This window comes from Yonghaparkia sp. Root332, from assembly GCF_001425665.1.
Classification (GTDB): Bacteria; Actinomycetota; Actinomycetes; order Actinomycetales; family Microbacteriaceae; genus Microcella.
In genome coordinates this window covers 186,134-200,456 of the sequence record NZ_LMCX01000001.1, presented here as the reverse complement: position 1 = coordinate 200,456, position 14,323 = coordinate 186,134, and the positions used below count along the sequence as shown (strand labels likewise).

Annotated in this window: 13 protein-coding genes; 8 read left to right on the top strand and 5 right to left on the bottom strand. The window is 71.0% G+C overall.

Translation table 11 applies throughout. The annotated features are described in order from the left end of the window. Nucleotides 1–27 precede the first annotated feature (27 nt). Complete coding sequence (locus ASC54_RS00895; protein WP_156376687.1) at nt 28–507, bottom strand: hypothetical protein; 480 nt, start codon at nt 505–507, stop codon at nt 28–30. Nucleotides 508–719: 212 nt separating this feature from the next. On the opposite strand from ASC54_RS00895, the gene ASC54_RS00890 reads away from it, so the two are divergent. The 7 genes from ASC54_RS00890 to ASC54_RS00860 all read left to right on the top strand — a co-directional run bounded on the left by ASC54_RS00890 (nt 720) and on the right by ASC54_RS00860 (nt 7,698). Next, complete coding sequence (locus ASC54_RS00890; protein ID WP_055858442.1) at nt 720–1,202, top strand: CarD family transcriptional regulator; 483 nt, start codon at nt 720–722, stop codon at nt 1,200–1,202. A gap of 3 nt (nt 1,203–1,205) precedes the next feature. Continuing rightward, entirely contained in the window at nt 1,206–2,417 is a 1,212-nt protein-coding gene (gene ispD / locus ASC54_RS00885) for a 2-C-methyl-D-erythritol 4-phosphate cytidylyltransferase (protein WP_055896081.1), read from the top strand. 10 nt (nt 2,418–2,427) lie between these two features. After that, complete coding sequence (cysS, locus tag ASC54_RS00880; protein WP_055858448.1) at nt 2,428–3,837, top strand: cysteine--tRNA ligase; 1,410 nt, start codon at nt 2,428–2,430, stop codon at nt 3,835–3,837. Beyond that, nucleotides 3,830–4,858 (top strand): 23S rRNA (guanosine(2251)-2'-O)-methyltransferase RlmB, encoded by a 1,029-nt coding sequence (gene rlmB / locus ASC54_RS00875; protein ID WP_055896080.1) that lies wholly within the window; start codon nt 3,830–3,832, stop codon nt 4,856–4,858. The genes cysS and rlmB overlap by 8 nt, the downstream gene beginning before the upstream one ends. 103 nt (nt 4,859–4,961) lie before the next feature. Next, nucleotides 4,962–5,999 (top strand): ketopantoate reductase family protein, encoded by a 1,038-nt coding sequence (locus tag ASC54_RS00870; protein WP_055858453.1) that lies wholly within the window; start codon nt 4,962–4,964, stop codon nt 5,997–5,999. Between the two features lie 83 nt (nt 6,000–6,082). Beyond that, nucleotides 6,083–6,994, top strand: coding sequence for a cupin domain-containing protein (locus ASC54_RS00865; protein WP_055858456.1), 912 nt, complete (start codon nt 6,083–6,085; stop codon nt 6,992–6,994). After that, complete coding sequence (locus ASC54_RS00860) at nt 6,991–7,698, top strand: SDR family NAD(P)-dependent oxidoreductase (RefSeq protein ID WP_055896077.1); 708 nt, start codon at nt 6,991–6,993, stop codon at nt 7,696–7,698. Before ASC54_RS00865 ends, ASC54_RS00860 begins: the two co-directional genes overlap by 4 nt. Here the strand turns inward: ASC54_RS00860 and ASC54_RS00855 are convergent. After that, nucleotides 7,695–8,912, bottom strand: coding sequence for an MFS transporter (locus ASC54_RS00855; protein ID WP_055896075.1), 1,218 nt, complete (start codon nt 8,910–8,912; stop codon nt 7,695–7,697). The two genes, ASC54_RS00860 and ASC54_RS00855, sit on opposite strands and share 4 nt — an antisense overlap. Nucleotides 8,913–9,035: 123 nt before the next feature. Between ASC54_RS00855 and ASC54_RS00850 the strand changes: the two genes are divergently transcribed. Continuing rightward, nucleotides 9,036–10,487, top strand: a complete 1,452-nt coding sequence (locus tag ASC54_RS00850; RefSeq protein WP_055896072.1) for an amidohydrolase family protein — start codon at nt 9,036–9,038, stop codon at nt 10,485–10,487. Between the two features lie 155 nt (nt 10,488–10,642). Here ASC54_RS00850 and ASC54_RS00845 read toward each other — a convergent pair whose 3' ends face one another. From ASC54_RS00845 to ASC54_RS00835, 3 genes are read right to left on the bottom strand one after another with little or no spacing between them, the layout of a single operon-like run. Then, the gene (locus ASC54_RS00845) at nt 10,643–11,665 is read right to left on the bottom strand and encodes an ABC transporter permease (RefSeq protein ID WP_055858469.1); all 1,023 of its coding nucleotides are present in this window, start codon (nt 11,663–11,665) and stop codon (nt 10,643–10,645) included. Between the two features lie 4 nt (nt 11,666–11,669). After that, a complete protein-coding gene (locus tag ASC54_RS00840) occupies nt 11,670–13,196 on the bottom strand; it encodes a sugar ABC transporter ATP-binding protein (protein ID WP_055858471.1) in 1,527 nt (508 codons plus the stop codon). A gap of 3 nt (nt 13,197–13,199) precedes the next feature. After that, the gene (locus ASC54_RS00835) at nt 13,200–14,243 is read right to left on the bottom strand and encodes a sugar ABC transporter substrate-binding protein (protein WP_055896070.1); all 1,044 of its coding nucleotides are present in this window, start codon (nt 14,241–14,243) and stop codon (nt 13,200–13,202) included. Nucleotides 14,244–14,323 lie beyond the last annotated feature (80 nt).

The window sequence follows — 14,323 nt, the reverse complement described above, 5'->3', positions numbered from 1 at the left end:
CGATCGGGCCGCGCGCGCCGGCCGCGCTCAGTCGCCCGGCTGGGGCCCGGTGGCGGGTTCGGGCACGTAGAGCTCGTACTCCGGCAGGGTGCCGTCGAGGACGGGAACCTGGAGCTCGCTGCCGGGCTCGTCGCCGTACTGGAAGAAGACCGGGTAGAGCGAGCCGGGCGTGACGTCGACGCCCTCGATGATGATCTGGGGCTCGTCGGGGCCACCGAGCTGCGCGGTGTCGTTGCCGTCGACGAGGATTCGCTCGCTCTCGCGACCGCTCGCGCCCTCCCACTGGACGGTGACGGCCCGATCGGCCTCGCCCCGGTTGACCAGGGAGACGACGAGGTTCAGCCGGTCGCCGTCGTCGGTGATGAGGAGGGCGTTGCGGACGGCGATGTCGCCGACCACGGTGCCGGTGCCGTCGCTGGGGGAGTAGGGGATGTTCGTGGCGATCGCGGCGCCGAAGGTGCACCCGCTCGTGCCCACCATCAGTGCCGCGGCAAGGGCAGTCGTCATCGCCCAGCGGTTTTTCACGAATAGCCTCCAGAGCCCGTCGAGTCGGCGGTCGCCGGCGCGAAACCTCCGTCTGCCCAGGAGCGACCTCCCCCAGTCTAGCCAGGTCGCGGACTCTCTACCGCGCGCACGGGGCGACGTCGGGGCGCGACCCACCCGGGGATGCTGAGAAATGCCTGTGGTAGAATCAAGGTTCTGCGGAAGGACCACCATCCATGCTTTTCCAGGTCGGCGAGACCGTCGTCTACCCCCATCACGGGGCCGCGACGATCATCGAAGTGAAGAACCGAACCATCCGAGGCGAAGAGAAGCTCTATCTCAAGCTCAACGTCACCCAGGGCGACCTCACGATCGAGGTTCCTGCTGACAACGTCGACCTCGTCGGCGTTCGCGACGTGATCGGGCAGGAGGGCCTCGACAAGGTCTTCGAGGTCCTGCGCGCCCCCTTCACGGAGGAGCCGACCAACTGGTCGCGTCGCTACAAGGCGAACCTCGAGAAGCTCGCGTCGGGCGACGTGATCAAGGTCTCGGAGGTCGTCCGCGACCTCTGGCGCCGCGATCAGGACCGCGGCCTCAGCGCGGGCGAGAAGCGGATGCTCGCGAAGGCGCGTCAGATCCTGATCTCCGAGCTCGCCCTCGCCGAGAAGACCGACGAGGAGAAGGCCTCGAGCGTCCTCGACGAGGTCCTCGCGTCCTGACCCGTGACGCCCGCTGATCCGTCCGCGGCTCCCGCGGTCGGCATCGTCATCGTCGCCGCGGGCAGCGGAACCCGACTCGGGCATCCGCAGCCGAAGGCGTTCGTCGCGGTCGGCGGGCGCACGCTCCTCGAGCACGCGCTCGAAGCGGCGTTCGCGCTCGCCGAGCCCGCCACGATCGTCGTCGTCGCTCCCGCCTCGCACCGCGACGAGGCCGTCGCGATCGCGTCGCGCGTGGCCGGCCCGGCCGTCGCGAGCGTGAGCGTGGTCACGGGCGGGGCGACCCGGCAGCAGTCGGTCGGCGCCGGGCTCGCTGCCCTGCCCGAGGGCACGCGCGAGGTCCTGATCCACGACGCAGCGCGCGCCCTCCAGCCCGCCGCGGTCTTCGAGCGCGTCGTCGCGCGCGTCCGCGCCGACGGCGTGGGCGTCGTGCCGGTGCTCCCTGTCGTCGACACGATCGCGCGCCGCGACGTCGACGACCGGGTCGTCGAGCCCGTCGACCGCTCCGATCTCGCGATCGTGCAGACGCCGCAGGGCTTCCCGCTCGCGCTCTACCGGGAGGCGCTCGCGCAGGCGGCTGCGGACCACACCGACGACACGGGCGTGCATCGCGCCGCCGGGCATCCCGTCGTCGTCGTCGAGGGCGATGCGCGCGGCTTCAAGATCACGACGCCGTGGGACCTCCGGCGGGCCGAGCAGCTGCTCGGTGCCGAGCGCCCCGCGCTGCGCACCGGCATCGGCATCGACGTGCACGCCTACGATGAGAGCGCTCCGCTGTGGCTGGGCGGGCTGCACTGGCCGGACGAGCCGGGCCTCGCCGGTCACAGCGACGGCGACGCCATCAGCCACGCCGTGTGCGATGCACTGCTGTCGGCGGCCGGGCTCGGCGACATCGGCTCCCGCTTCGGCGTCGACGACCCGCGCTTCGCCGACGCGCGCGGCGAGGTGTTCCTCACCGCTTCGCTCGAGCTCGTGCGCGCGGCCGGCTTCGCCGTCGTCAACGTCGCGGTGCAGATCGTCGCGCGCCGCCCGCGCTTCGCGCCGCGCCGCCACGAGGTCGAGGCGCACCTCTCCCGTGTCGTCGGCGCACCCGTGAGCGTCGCCGCCACGACGAGCGACGGGCTCGGCTTCACCGGCCGCGGCGAAGGCGTCACGGCCGTCGCGACCGCGCTGCTCGCCGCGAGCGCCGACCCTCCCGCCGCCGACACCCGCCGATAGGCTGGCCCGCGTGAGTGTGCGCCTGTACGACAGCCTGCAGCAGGCGGTCGTCGACTTCGAACCGCTCGAGCCCGGCCGCGTCGGCATGTACGTGTGCGGCCCCACCGTGCAGTCGGCCCCGCACATCGGCCACGTGCGCAGCGCCCTCGTCTACGACCTGTGGCGGCGCTGGCTCGCGCACCGCGGCTACGCCGTCACGTTCATCCGCAACGTCACCGACATCGACGACAAGATCCTCGCCAACGCCTCGGCGGCCGAGCCCTGGTACGCGGTCGCGTACCGCGTCGAGCTCGAGTTCGCGGCCGCGTACCGCGCCATCGGTATCCTGCCGCCGACCTACGAGCCGCGCGCCACGGCATCCATCGATCGCATGCACGCGATCATCAAGGCGCTCATCGAGCGCGGGCACGCCTACGCCTCCGCTGATGGCTCGGGCGACGTCTACTTCGACGTGCGCAGCTGGCCCGCCTACGGCGAGCTCACCCGCCAGTCGCCCGACGACATGGAGGAGGCCGGCGACGCGCCCGCGCGCGCCAAGCGCGACCCGCGCGACTTCGCCCTCTGGAAGGGTGCGAAGGCCGAGGAGCCGGCGAGCGCGCACTGGGCATCGCCGTGGGGCCCGGGCCGCCCCGGCTGGCACATCGAGTGCTCGGCGATGGCGCAGCGCTACCTCGGGCACGCGTTCGACATCCACGGCGGCGGGCTCGACCTGCGGTTCCCGCACCACGAGAACGAGCTCGCGCAGTCGCGCGCCGCCGGCGACGGGTTCGCGCGCCACTGGGTGCACAACGGTCTCGTCACCGTCGGCGGCCAGAAGATGTCGAAGTCGCTCGGCAACTCCGTCTTCGCCGCCGACCTGCTCGCGTCGGCGCGGCCCGCGGTCGTGCGGTACTGGCTCGGGTCGGCCCACTACCGCTCGACGATCGACTACACGGAGGGCTCGCTCGCCGAGGCGGAGTCCGCGCTCGATCGCATCGAGACCTTCCTCGCCCGCGCCGCGAAGCGCGTCGACGGCACGCGGTTCGCCGAGCTGCCGGCCGAGGTGCCCGAGGCCTTCGGCGCGGCCATGGACGACGACCTCTCCACCCCGTCGGCGCTCGCGTCTCTGCACGAGACCGTGCGCTCGGGCAACGCCGCGCTCGACGCCGACGACGTCGCGGCGGCAGGCGCGGCGCGGGCCGCGGTGCTCGCCATGATCGACGTGCTCGGGCTCGATTTCGAGGCGGCGGATGCCCGCAGCGGAGCCGATGCGACGCACCGGGCCCTGGCATCCCTCGTCGATCGCCTCATCGTCGAACGCCGTTCCGCGCGCGATGCGCGAGACTGGAGCACTGCCGACCGCATCCGCGACGACCTCGCGGCGGCCGGCATCGTGGTGGAAGACACCCCCACGGGAACCGACTGGAGTATCGATGGCTAAGCCCGCACGCCCCGGAGCGAGCAAGAAGAAGAAGGGCCCGACCGTCGGTTCGGGCGGTCAGGGCCGGCAGGCCCTCGAGGGTCGCGGGCCGACCCCGAAGGCGGAGGACCGCTCCTGGCACGTCGCCGGCAAGCGGAAGGCCGCGCAGGATCGCCTCGAGGCGGCGCGCTCGCGCACCGGCCGCGGTGGCGCGGGCGGCGGCAGGGCTGCCGGCGGCAAGCCCTCCGGCGCGACCTCGACGAGCGGCGGCCCGCGGTCGGCGAAGAAGTCGGGCGACGCCGAGATCCTCAGCGGCCGCAACTCGGTGCTCGAGGCGCTGCGGGCGAAGATCCCCGCCTCGACGCTCTACCTCGCGGCGCGCGTCGAGATGGACGACCGCGTCAAGGAGGCGCTGGGCCTCGCGACCAAGCGGGGCATTCCCGTCCTCGAGATCATGCGGCCCGAGCTCGATCGGCTCACCGGCCCCGACTCGGTGCACCAGGGCATCGCGCTCTCGGTGCCCGCGTACCAGTACGCGCACCCGCTCGACCTCGTCGAGGCCGCGAGCAAGCGCGGCCAGGCGCCGCTCATCATCGCGCTCGACGGCGTGACCGACCCGCGCAACCTCGGTGCGATCATCCGCTCGACGGCCGCGTTCGGCGGGCACGGCGTCATCGTGCCCCAGCGTCGGTCGGTCGGCGTGACGGCCGCGGCGTGGAAGACCTCGGCGGGCGCCGCGGCGCGCACGCCCGTCGCGATGGCCCCGAACCTGACCCAGACGCTCAAGCAGCTCAAGAGCGAAGGCCTGTTCATCCTCGGGCTCGACGGCGACGGCGACGTGTCGCTGCCCGAGCTCGAGCTCGCCGATCAGCCGATCGTCATCGTCGTGGGCAGCGAGGGCAAGGGGCTCTCGCGGCTGGTGACCGAGACCTGCGACGCGATCGTGTCGATCCCGATCACGGCGGCGACCGAGTCGCTCAACGCGGGCATCGCGGCGAGCGTCACGCTCTACGAGGTCGCCCGGAGGCGCTCGCTGCGCTGAGCCGCGCTGCGCCGATCACGGCAAGCCCTCCCCTCGACGGGCGGGCCGTGTCGCGCTACGCTCGAAAATGTTCAACAGTGGTGAACATGTTCGAGGGAGAATCATGGATCTCAGCGGCCTGCGCATCGCCGTGGTCGGGACGGGTGCGAACGGTGCCTCCGTCGGCGCCGACCTCATCCGCGCCGGGCTCGACGTCACCTTCATCGAGCAGTGGCCGGCGCACGTGGAGGCCATGCGCGAGCACGGTCTGACCGTGCACCTGCCCGACGAGACCCAGGTCACGCCCGTGCAGCCCTTCCACGTCTGCCAGGTCGCCGAGCTGCGCGAGCCCTTCGACATCGTGCTCTCGTCGGTCAAGACCTACGACACTCGCTGGACGGCCGAGCTCATCCGCCCGCTCATGCACGAGACCTCCGTCTTCGTCGGCCTGCAGAACGGCATGACGATCGACGCCGTCGCCGAGATCCTCGGCGCCGAGCGCTCGATCGGCTGCGTTCTCGGCATCGCGGCGAACATGTACGAGCCGGGGGTCGTGGTGCGCGAGTTCGCCCCCGCCGACACCTGGTTCTCGGTGGGCACCATGTCGGGCGAGCGCACCGAGCGGCTCGAGCAGGTCGCCGCCGTGCTCTCCCACGCCGCGCACGTGGAGATCGCCGACGACATCCGCTCGGCCAAGTGGATGAAGCTCATCGCCAACATCCCGGAGATGCTGCCGTCGGCCATCCTCGGCGTCCCGCTGCTCGAGGCGGCGCGGATGCCCGGGGTGCGCCCGGTCATGGACGCGATGTCGCGAGAGGCGTACGCCCTCGCCATCGACCTCGGCATCACCATGCTCCCGACCCTCGGCAAGACCGCCGACCAGGTGCCCGACTCCGACCAGTACGCGCTCGACCTGCTCGACACGATCCTCGAGAGCTTCTCGCGCCCGACCACCCGGGTCGCGGTGCTGCAGGACTGGGAGAAGGGGCGCCGCGCCGAGCTCGACGCGTTCAGCGGCTACATCGTCGAGCAGCGCGCTCGGCTCGGGGGACGGGCGCCCGTCAACGAGGCCGTGCTGCGCATCGCCGAGCGCGTGGAGCGCGGGGAGCTGAACCCGTCGCCGGCGAACGTGGACCTCCTCATCGGCGCCCTGGGCGCTTGACAGACTGCATGCGATCGCATTGACTTGTGTTCACCGTCGGTGAACGAAAACCGCACCACGAGCACGTCCCGAAGGAGTCGAAGATGACCACGCGATACGTCGTCCGCACGTCGGAGGAAGCCGATTACCGCGACCCGGGCCCCCTGGCCCCCGACTCCCACGGGTACACCCGCTGGTGCGCCGTCGGCTACGCGGACGGCGCCGTGCACACCGACTTCGGGATGTCGCGGCTCGAGCCCGGCGGTGCCGTTCCCACGCACATCCACTCGTTCGAGGAGTCGTTCCACCTCGTGGAGGGCGAGGTCATCCTCGTGACCCCCGAGGCGACCGTGCACCTCGTCGCCGGCGACTACGGGGTCATCCCGCTCGGCGTCCCGCACTCCTGGCTCTCGGTCGGCGACACCGCCGCGGTGTGGAGCGACATCCTCTCGCCGCCCCCGCGCATCGAGCACGGCTCCGACACGTACCGCGTCGCCGACGTCGAGCCCGGCACGCCCGTGAAGGTCGACGCGCGCGACCCGCGCACGCGCTCGTTCGGCGCCATCACGACCGAGCAGATGAACCCGGGACGCCAGTCGCAGGAGCTCCTCGCGCAGTCGGCGAGCATGCGCACCGCGCTGCTGGTCTACAGCGGCATCTCGCTCAAGATGATGGTCGACAGCGACCTCGGCTCGGTGCTCCACACCATGTTCATGGTGCAGTACGAGCCCGACGGCGTCGCCGGGCCCCACGATCACCCGCTCGAGGAGGCGTACCTGATCATGGACGGCGAGGTCGACGCGACCTTCGACGGCCACGAGGTGCGCATGAAGCCGGGCGACATCGCCTGGGCCGGAGTCGGCTGCGTGCACTCGTTCACGGCCGTGGGCGAGCCGGTGCGCTGGCTCGAGACCCAGTCGCCCCAGATGCCTCCGCGCCACGCCTACCGCTTCGCGCGGGACTGGACCTACCTCACCGACAAGCTCGGTGCCGAACAGCTCAAGGAGGAGCAGTGACCCAGAGAACCATCCTCGTCGTCGGCGGGACGTCCGGCATCGGACTCGAGATCGCGAAGGAGGTCGTCGACCGCGGCGATCGCGTGATCCTGACCGGGCGCGACAAGGAGCGCTCGGAGTCGATCGCCGCCTCGCTCGGCGAAGGCGCGAGCGGCCTCGCCGTCGACATCTCGGAGCCCGAGGCGATCGCCGAGAGCCTCAAGCCGATCGAGGAGGTCCACGGCCTCGTCCTCGCCGCGATCGAGCGCGACGCCAACAGCGTGCGCGAGTACGACATCGCTCGCGCACGCCGCCTCGTGACCCTCAAGCTCGTCGGCTACACCGAGACCGTTCACGCGCTTCTCGACCGCCTGCCGGCGACCAACGACACCGGCATCGTGCTCTTCGGCGGCCGCGCGAAGGACGCCCCGTACCCGGGCTCGACCACGGTCGCGACCATCAACGGCGGCGTCGAGGGCCTCACGCACTCGATGGCGCTCGAGCTCGCCCCCATGCGCGTCAACGGCCTGCACCCGGGCATCATCGGTGACAGCCCCTTCTGGGCGGACAAGCCGAGCGCGGTGCTCGAGGGCTACGAGTCGCGCACGCCCGGCGGCAAGCTCGCCACGATGGCCGACATCGTCGGCGCCACGATGTTCCTGCTCGACAACAAGGGGATCTCGGGCACGAGCCTCTACGTCGACCGCGGCTGGCGCCTCACCTAGGCGCTCGCACCGCCCGGCGCCCGGCCAGCCGGTCGCCCGCCCAGCATCCCTCGCCGATCGGCAACGACGGCGAGGGATGCTGCTGTCAGGACGAGGACGAGCGCGAGGATCCCGACCGCGACGTAGCCGCCGATCGCGACGAGCTGGGCGGCGACCGCCGTCGCGATCGCCCCCGCGAAGAACGTCGCCCCCATGAACACGGTGTTCGCTCGACCGTTCTCGCTCGGGTCGACCGAGGCGAGCGCGATCGCCTGCGTGGAGACCTGCTCGCTGTTCATGCCCAGCGAGACCAGGAAGAGGCCGACGACCAGCACCGGCAGCGAGCCCGGCGCGATCGTGACGAGCACGACCCCCACGAGGGCGGCCCCGACGCACGTCGCGAGCGAGAGGCGCTGCCCGACGATCGCGTGCACGGATGCGGCGGCGATCGTGGCGACGCCGCCGGCGAGACCGGCAAGACCCAGGAGCGCCGCCTGGGAGACCGAGAGCCCGAGCTCCCCGACGGCATGGACGGTCGTCATCGACCAGAGAGCGATGAACGCCGCGAAGACGAGCACGTGGATGCCCGTCATGATGCGCAGCGTCGCCGACCGGGCCGCGACGCGGGGGATGGAGGCGAGGATGCGCCCGTAGGCGGGCGGTTCCGCCGGGGCATCGCGCGGCGAGAAGCGCAGACTGAGCGGGACGAGCGCGAGCACGAAGACCGCGCACGCGACGAGCGCACCGCGCCACCCGATCGCGTCGGCCACGGCGCCGAGCGCGGTGCGGACGACGAACAGGCCGACGATGAACGAGCCCAGGAGCACGGCGGTCGTGCGCGCGCGCACCGCGGGCGGGGCCAGGCGCAGCGCGGCGGAGACCAGGATCTGGCCGATCGTCGCCGTCGCCCCCGCGACGAAGCACAGGGCCACGTAGAGGGCGAAGCTCGAGGCGAGCGCGGCTCCGGCGAGGGCGATCGCCGTCGCGACGAGCTGCGTCGTCACCTGTCGTCGAGCCGAGTAGCGGTCGCCGAGGGAGACGAGCAGCACGACGCCGAGCGCGTAGCCGGCCTGGATCGCGATGGCCGCCGCCGCGGTCGCCGATCCCTCGACGCCGAACTCGGCGCCGACGAGGGTCTGGATGGGCTGCGGGATGTAGATGACGGCGACGCCCGTCGCGGCGATGACCGCCATGACGGAGACCCGTCGCCCCCAATCGCGCTCGTCGACGGACATCCGCGGATCCTCCCTGGAGATTCGGCCCGAGCACTCGATTTATGCGGACGAATAGACTTAGTATTTCATTGAGGCTGTACATAGTCGTACACCAATAGTGAATTGCTCAACGAGGAGGAACTCATGACCGATGCCGTCGCGCCCCGCGCGGAGGACTTCGTTCCCGGACGACCCGTCGTCTTCCGGAATGCCACGGTGATCACGGTCGACTCCGCCGGCGTTCTCGAGAACGCCGATGTGCTCGTCACCGACGACACGATCGCGGGAGTCGGGCACAACCTCGAGGTGCCGGCTGGCACGCTCGAGATCGACGCCAAGGGCGGCATCATCATGCCCGGCATGATCGACACCCACCGCCACATGTGGCAGACCGCCCTCCGCGGCTACGGCGGCGACTGGGCCCTCAGCCAGTACTTCGTCTTCTACTACCTCACGTGGGGCCACGTCTTCCGCGCGGAGGACATCGCCGCGGGCAACCAGCTCAGCGCGCTCGAGTCGGTCGACCAGGGCGTCACGACGACCGTCGACTGGTCGCACGCCCTGCGCACGCCCGACTACGCCGACGCGGCCGTGGAGGCTCTGCGGAGCATCCCCGGTCGATTCGTGCTCGCGTACGGCAACTACCTCGGGGCCCCGTGGGAGTGGATGAACGAGCCCGGCTTCCAGCAGTGGGTCAAGAACTTCAGGGCCGACGACATGATGGGCCTGCAGGTGGCCTTCGACGTCAACTCGGGCCCCGACTTCCACGAGAAGGCGGCCTTCGAGGCGGCGCGCGAGCTGGGCCTGCGCGTCACCACCCACGCGGGCGTCTGGGGCGTCAACGGCGATCCCAACATCGAGTACATGTACGACAACGGCTTCATGACCGACACGGTCACGTACGTGCACGCCTCGTCGCTCGGGCCGGACAGCTACCACAAGATCGCCGCCACGGGCGGGACGATCTCGATCGCCACCGAGAGCGAGCAGAGCGCCGGCCAGGGCTACCCCTCGGCGTGGGTCGCCAAGAAGTACGGCATCACCGCGTCGCTGTCGATGGACACGAGCGTGTGGTGGAGCGCCGACTTCTTCTCGGCAATGCGGGCGACCCTGTCGTCGTTCCGCTCGCGCGACCACCTCGAGGCGCAGAGCAAGGGCGACACCGTCAACGTCAACCGCATGAAGGCGGAGGACGCCGTGTGGCAGGCCACCATGGGCGGCGCGCACACGCTCGGCATGGCCGACAAGATCGGCTCGATCACGGTGGGCAAGAAGGCCGACCTCGTGCTGCTCAAGAACGACGAGTCGCCCGCGATGACGCCCATCCTCAACCCGTACGCGCACGTCGTGTACCAGGCCGGCACCGCCGACGTGCACACCGTCGTCGTCAACGGCAAGGTCGTCAAGTACGACGGTCAGCGCATCGGCCTGCCCCTGAAGCCGGTCGCGGACCGAGTCGCGGCCTCGGTCGAGTACGTGCGCGGCGAGCTCGGCGAGGACGCCTGGAAGGAGTGGATGAACCCCGCTCTGCTCGAGGACGAGCCCATCGCGAACCCGTACATGTACCTCTCGGAGGACGACGGGCACCAGCACTAGGCAGCACTGCACCGCCGACGGCGGGCGCGGTGCCTCCCCCTCTGCTGCCGCTCGTGCGGAGTGGGGCGAGCAGCGCGCGCCCGCACACCGAAGCGGCCGGGGTGCGTGAGCACCCCGGCCGCCATCCGTCGCCCCTCACCACAGGAGCGGACGCCTCAGGTCCGTCGGACCTTCGACCAGGCGTCGAACCCGACAGCCACCAGGATGATGACGCCGAGCGCGATTCCCTGGAACAGCGGGTCGATGCGCAGCAGCGTGAAGCCGTTGTAGAGCATCGCGATGAACAGGATGCCGAGCACGGTGCGCCAGACGGCGCCCTCGCCGCCCATGATCGAGGTCCCGCCGACGACGATTCCCGCGAGCACCGTGAAGGTCAGCGTCGTCGCGATCGCGTCGTTCTCGGGCGCTGAGGGCGTGCGCGCGAGGTCGATCACGCCCGCGAGCCCGGCGGCGGTGCCGGCGAGCGCGAAGGTCGTGATCCGCACCACGTTGACCCGGATCCCCGCGAGCCGCGCCGCCTCGGCGTTGCCGCCCGCCGCGTACACGTAGCGGCCGAAGGTGGTGCGCCACAGCACGACGCCGAGGATCACGATGACGATGAGGGCGATCCAGGTCGGCAGCGAGACGCCGAGCGGCTTCGTGAGCGCGAGCCAGCGGAACTCGGGCACGTCGACGCGGATCTGGCCGATGCCCTCCTTGCCGAACTGCGACACGAGCTTCGTCGCGCCCAGGATGATGAAGCTCATCGCGAGCGTGGCGATCAGCGGATTGATCTTGAGGTACGTGCTGATGACGCCGTTCAGCAGGCCGACGATGAGTCCGGCGAGGATGCCCGCGATGATGCCGAGCGCCGCTCCGGTCTCCCCGCCCACGCGCACGATGATCGTGCCGCAGATGACCGCGGTGAACATGTAGGTCGCACCGATCGACAGATCGATGCCGCCCGCGATCAGGACGAGCGTCGCCGCCGCCGCCACGATGAGGATGCCCGACTGGCGGTCGAGGACGTTGCCGATGTTCTGCACCGAGAAGAAGGCGGGGCTTCCGATCGTCAGCGCGAGGAACACGGCGAGGAAGGGCACGACGATCGCGAGCGATCGCCAGGGGATGCGGCGCGTCGGAGGACGGAGACCGGCGGGGGATGCGGCCCGCGGCTTCTCGAGGGTGTCGTTGCTCATGGGCTCACTCGCTCCCGTTCGTGATCGGATCCGCGAAGGCCGCGGTGATGATGTTCTCCTCGGTCATGGCACGGCCGGCGAACTCGCCGACGATCGTGCCGCCGCGGACGACGAGCACGCGGTGGGCGAGCCCGATGACCTCCTCGACGTCGGAGGAGATGACGAGCACGCCGATGCCGTTCGCGGCCTGCTCGACGATGAGGTCGTAGATGGCCCGCCGGCTGCCGACGTCGACGCCGCGCGTGGGCTCGTCGGCGATGAGCAGCTTGCGCGTGCGCTGGAGCGCCCGGCCGAACAGCACCTTCTGCTGGTTGCCGCCCGACAGAGCCGAGATGCTGCGGCGGTCGTCGCCCGCGACGGTGACGCGGTCGAGCAGCGTGCGCGAGGCGCGGCGCTCGACCGCGGCCGACACCCATCCGCCCGTGGCGACCTGCCCCATGTTGGAGAGCGTCACGTTGTCGCGGATCGGGCGCCCGAGCACGAGCCCCTGCTCCTTGCGCGACTCGGGGATGAGGAAGATGCCGCTCTTCAGCGCGCCGGGGACGGACGCGGGCGCCCCCACCCCGTCGATCTCGACGGTGCCGGCAGCGCGGGCGACCGAGCCGAAGATCGCGTGGGCGATCTCGCTGCGGCCCGCGCCGACGAGGCCGGCGAGGCCGACGATCTCCCCGGCCCGCACCTCGAACGAGACCCCGTAGACGCCGGGTGCCACGAGGTCGGTGACCGTGAGCACGACCTCGCCCTGCGACACGACGTCGGGCTTGTCGGGGAATACGGAGCCGAGCGAGCGGCCGAGCATCCCTTCGATGAGCGTCGACTCGGTCTCCTCGGAGGCCGGGGCCGTCCGGATCAGGCGACCGTCCCGCAGGATCGTGATGGTGTCGGCGAGGTCGAGGACCTCGGAGAGGAAGTGCGAGATGAGCACGACCGTGCGACCCGAGGCGGCGAGCTGCCGCACGACGCCGTGGAGGAGGACGGTGTCGTGCGCCGAGAGCGCCGCCGTCGGCTCGTCCATGATGATGAGGGATGCCCCGCGCGCGAGGGCGCGCATGATCTCGACCTTCTGCTGGTCGGCCGTGCGCATCCCCCCGACGGGCGCGTCGGGATCGAGCTCGAAGCCCGTGCTCTCGGCGATCGCGAGGTAGTCACGTCGGAGCTTACGCCGGTCGATGAAGCCGAGCGTGCGTGGCTCGCGCCCCAGGAACACGTTCTCGGCGACGGAGAGCTCGGGCACGAGGGCGAGCTCCTGCGCGATCGTCGCGATGCCGCGGTCGAGCGCCTCGCGGGGCGAGCTGAAGCTGGCCTCCTCGCCGTCGACGAGCAGCTGACCGGAGTCGGCCGTGTACACGCCGGAGATGATCTTGCTGAGCGTCGACTTGCCCGCGCCGTTCTCACCGACGAGCGCGTGCACCGAGCCGGGCTCGAGCCGCAGGTCGATGTCGGAGAGGACCGGGAGACCGCCGAAGGACTTGCCGGCGCCCCGCAGCTCCACGAGGAGCTGCGGGGCGCCGGCGGCTGCCGTGTGGGGCATGGATTATCCGGCCCACTCGCCGGTGAACTCGGCCGCGTTCTCCTGGGTGATCACGCCACCGCCGGGGAGGTCGGCGAACGGGTCGACGTCGCCCTGGTTGTTGCCGTTGCGGAGAGCGTCGACCATGGCCTCCATGCCGAGGCGACCCTCGGTCGCGGGGACCTGGAGGACGTTCGCGTAGACGGCGCCCTCGGAGACCCGCTGCTGCGACCAGACCGAGCCGCCGTAGCCGACCATGAGGTAGTCGCTGAGCGCCCCGCCGGCCGACTCGATCGCCTGGACGGCGCCCTGCAGGCCCTGGTCCGACGTCGCGATGAGGTCGATGTCGGGGTTGGCCGTGAGGATGTCGCTCACCGCGGTCTGCGCTGCGGCCGGGTTGTAGAAGGTCTCGCCCTCGGCGACGATCGTCACCGGGGTGCCCTCGATGACGGCGTTGAACGCGTCGTACAGCGCGATGCCGATGGCCGAGGCCTTGACGTCGTGCAGGAAGGCGACGTTGCAGGGGTCGAGGTCCTGCGTCGCGCACGCGTCGACGACCTGCTCGCCGAGCTTGGTGCCCAGGTCGCTCGGCACGAACACGACGTTCGCCGCGAGGCCCTCGAGCTGCGTCGCACCGGTGGTGAAGTCGTCGCCGAGGATCTGGTCGATGTTGACGACCGTGAGTCCGGCGTCGATCGCCTGCTGCACGACGTCGACGAGCGCCGGCCCGAAGACGGGCTGGGTGATCATGCCGTCGTACTGACCCGAGGCGATGACGTCCTGGATGAGCGTGACCTGGAGGTTGGGGTCGAGGTTGCCGTCGAAGACGGTGATCTCGATGTTGTTCTCGGCCGCGACGCGCTCGATCTCGGCGAGCATCGGCTCGTCGTAGGTGTTGGCGACGGCGAACGAGATGAAGGCGACCTGCAGGGTCTCCTCGGCGGGGGCGTCGCCGTCGGCGACGGGGGCGGGCTCGGCGCTCGCGCACGCCGCGAGGGCGAGAGCGGCGACGGCGGTCATGCTGACCGCGAGAAGTCGGCGGAACCGCGCCGGCTGTGCTTTCCTCATGTGATTTCTCCTTTGAAACCGATGCAGGGGGAGCGACGATCGACGGTGATCGTCGGGCGGTGCATTCAGCCGCACTGTAC

Excerpts from the sequence above, each read along its gene's own strand:
- ASC54_RS00865 (WP_055858456.1), top strand. The coding sequence starts at position 6,083 with ATGACCACGCGATACGTCGTCCGCACGTCGGAGGAAGCCGATTACCGC.
- ASC54_RS00840 (WP_055858471.1), bottom strand. The coding sequence starts at position 13,196 with ATGCCCCACACGGCAGCCGCCGGCGCCCCGCAGCTCCTCGTGGAGCTG.
- ASC54_RS00835 (WP_055896070.1), bottom strand. The coding sequence starts at position 14,243 with ATGAGGAAAGCACAGCCGGCGCGGTTCCGCCGACTTCTCGCGGTCAGC.
- ASC54_RS00890 (WP_055858442.1), top strand. The coding sequence starts at position 720 with ATGCTTTTCCAGGTCGGCGAGACCGTCGTCTACCCCCATCACGGGGCC.
- ASC54_RS00870 (WP_055858453.1), top strand. The coding sequence starts at position 4,962 with ATGGATCTCAGCGGCCTGCGCATCGCCGTGGTCGGGACGGGTGCGAAC.
- ASC54_RS00845 (WP_055858469.1), bottom strand. The coding sequence starts at position 11,665 with ATGAGCAACGACACCCTCGAGAAGCCGCGGGCCGCATCCCCCGCCGGT.
- ASC54_RS00855 (WP_055896075.1), bottom strand. The coding sequence starts at position 8,912 with ATGTCCGTCGACGAGCGCGATTGGGGGCGACGGGTCTCCGTCATGGCG.
- rlmB (WP_055896080.1), top strand. The coding sequence starts at position 3,830 with ATGGCTAAGCCCGCACGCCCCGGAGCGAGCAAGAAGAAGAAGGGCCCG.
- ASC54_RS00850 (WP_055896072.1), top strand. The coding sequence starts at position 9,036 with ATGACCGATGCCGTCGCGCCCCGCGCGGAGGACTTCGTTCCCGGACGA.
- ASC54_RS00895 (WP_156376687.1), bottom strand. The coding sequence starts at position 507 with ATGACGACTGCCCTTGCCGCGGCACTGATGGTGGGCACGAGCGGGTGC.